This is a genomic window from Bradyrhizobium sp. Leo170, assembly GCF_004296405.1.
Lineage (GTDB): Bacteria > Pseudomonadota > Alphaproteobacteria > Rhizobiales > Xanthobacteraceae > Bradyrhizobium.
Genome location: NZ_PSRR01000611.1, coordinates 1 through 2,449, shown reverse-complemented (window position 1 = coordinate 2,449; position 2,449 = coordinate 1). Strand labels below are relative to the sequence as shown.

The 2,449-nt window shown below is 69.9% G+C and carries 2 protein-coding genes; both read left to right on the top strand.

The features are described 5' to 3' along the window. Positions 1–924, top strand: a 924-nt coding sequence (locus CWO89_RS46590) for a COG4223 family protein (protein ID WP_165421584.1), incomplete at its 5' end; no start/stop codon positions are given. 7 nt (positions 925–931) lie between these two features. Then, positions 932–2,449 (top strand): heme biosynthesis protein HemY (locus tag CWO89_RS43125; RefSeq protein ID WP_130584261.1); only part of this gene is annotated, 1,518 nt, incomplete at its 3' end.

The following is a 2,449-nucleotide window of genomic DNA, read 5'->3' as shown; positions in this document are numbered from 1 at the left end:
GGCTGGCCTGCCGTGCAGCCGGCGCAGCCGCCTGTGCCGCAGCTCAGCGCCGGCGCCATCGACGAGCTCACCGGGCGTGTCGCAGGCGTGGAAGCGAAGATCAGCAGGCAGGCTTCAAGCGATCAGGCGCTGACCGTGCGCATCGATGGCCTGGAGAAATCCGTGAGCACGCTGCGCGGCGAACTCGCGACGTCACGTGCACAGTCGGACAGACTGACTGCGGCGATCGATCAGGTGAAATCGATGCCACGCGATGGGTCCGCGTCCGCGCCGGATCTTTCTGGTGTCAACGATCGCATCGCAAGGATCGAGAGCGCCGTACGGAAGCAATCGGCTGAGCTCGCCCAGCAAGGCCATAAGATCGCGGAAGTGGGCGCAGCCGATGCAAAGGTCGCTGACGACATGCCGCTGCGCCGCGTGGTTGCCGCATCGCTGCTCGATGTCGCGGTCCGCCACGGCGATGCCTATGCGGCGCCGCTCGAGGCCGCCAAGCAGTTTGCGGAAAACCCTGATGTGCTCAAGCCGCTCGATGCGTTCGCGGCCTCCGGCGTGCCGAGCGCGGGTGCGCTCTGCCGCCAGCTCCTCGAGATCGTGCCAAAGCTTGCGCCGCCTCCGCCCGCGTCCGCTGCCACCACCGGCACCGGCATCGTTGATCGCCTGCAGGCGGGCGCGGCAAAGCTCGTGCGCATCGAGCGCACCGATGCGGCCGGCACCGATCGCGGCAGCGTGGTTGCGCGCATCACCCAGGCTGCGCTGCGCAACGATCTCGGTGAGGCGCAACGCGAACTGATGACGCTGGCGCCCGCCGATCGCACGGCCGCGCAAGCGTGGCTCGAAAAAGTCGAAGCGCGCGCCGCAGCGCTCGCGGCTTCGCGAACATTCGCCGATAACGCCATGGCTGGGCTCGCGAAGGCCGGACAGTAGGTTCTCCATGATCCGGATCATTCTGTTTCTTGTGTTGATCGCGCTTGCCGCGGCCGGCGCCGCCTGGGTCGCCGACCAGCCCGGCGACGTCGTGCTGTCCTGGGCCGGCGGGCGCGCCGTGACCACGCTGCCGGTGTTCGCGCTGGGGCTTGGCATCGTCGCGGTCGTGGCCGTCATCGTCTGGTCGATCCTGCGCGGCCTCTGGAGGGTGCCGGCGCGCATCCGGAGCGGCCGGCGCGAGCGCCGTCATGCGCGTGGCCGTCATGCGATCACCCAAGGGCTGCTCGCGATCGGCCATGGCGATTCGACGGCGGCGCGGCAGCATGCGGAAACGGCGCGGCGTCACGCCGGCGGCGATCCGCTGACGCTTCTCCTCAACGCGCAATCGGCGCAGCTCGACGGCGATCGCGAGGGCGCGCAGCGTGCGTTCCGCGCGATGGCCGAGCGCGAGGATACGCGGCTGCTCGGCCTGCGCGGCCTGTTCATCGAGGCGCAGCGTTCGGACGATGCGGTCGCCGCGGTCATGATCGCGGAAGAGGCGCTGAAGGTTTCGCCATCCTCGCCATGGGCCTCGCAGGCCGTGCTCGGCTTCTGCTGCGCCAAGGGTGACTGGGCCGGCGCACTGGCGATCCTCGACAACAACCAGACGTCCGGCCTGATCAATAAGGCGACCTATCGGCGGCAGCGCGGCGTGCTGCTCGCCGCACGCGCGCTGGAGTTCGAGACCGTCGACCGCGACCTGTCGCGCGAAAGCGTGACGGAGGCGATCAAGCTCGCGCCGACGCTGATCCCGGCCGCGGTGCTTGCCGCCAAATATGAGAGCGAGGCGCACCAGGTTCGGCGCGCGATGAAGATCGTCGAGACCGCGTGGCTGTCGCAGCCGCATCCCGATCTCGCCGATGCTTATGCGCATGTGAAGCTAGGGGACTCCGCGCGGCAGCGGCTGGTGCGGGTGGAGACGCTGGCGGCGAAGACACCAGGCAATATCGAGGGCGCGCTCGCGATCGCGCGCGCGGCCATCGACGCCGCCGAATTCGCCAAGGCACGCGAGGCGCTTACGCCCTTCATCGCCGCGCCGACGCAGCGCGTGGCGCTGTTGATGGCCGAGATCGAGCGCACCGAGCATGGCGACAGCGGCCGCGCCCGCGCCTGGACCTTGCGCGCGGTGCGCGCCCTGCACGATCCGGCCTGGACCGCGGACGGCTATGTCAGCGACCGCTGGCGGCCGGTCTCGCCGGTCACCGGCCGGCTCGATGCCTTCCAGTGGCAGACCCCGGTTGCCGCACTCCCGTCCGACAAGGGCCCGGCGATCGAATCCTCGCCGTTCGAGGAAGCGATGCTCGCCTCAAAACGGATCGAGTTGCCGAAGGAAGCCCCGAGCGCGCCGCCCGCAAAACCGCTCGAGCCGGTGGCCGAAAAGCCGGTCGACATCATAAAACCGGTTGAAGCAGCGCCGCCCGCTCCGCAGGACAACACGCCGCCGGCCGCACCCCCGGCCCCGGTGGAACCAGCGTCCGCCCCACCG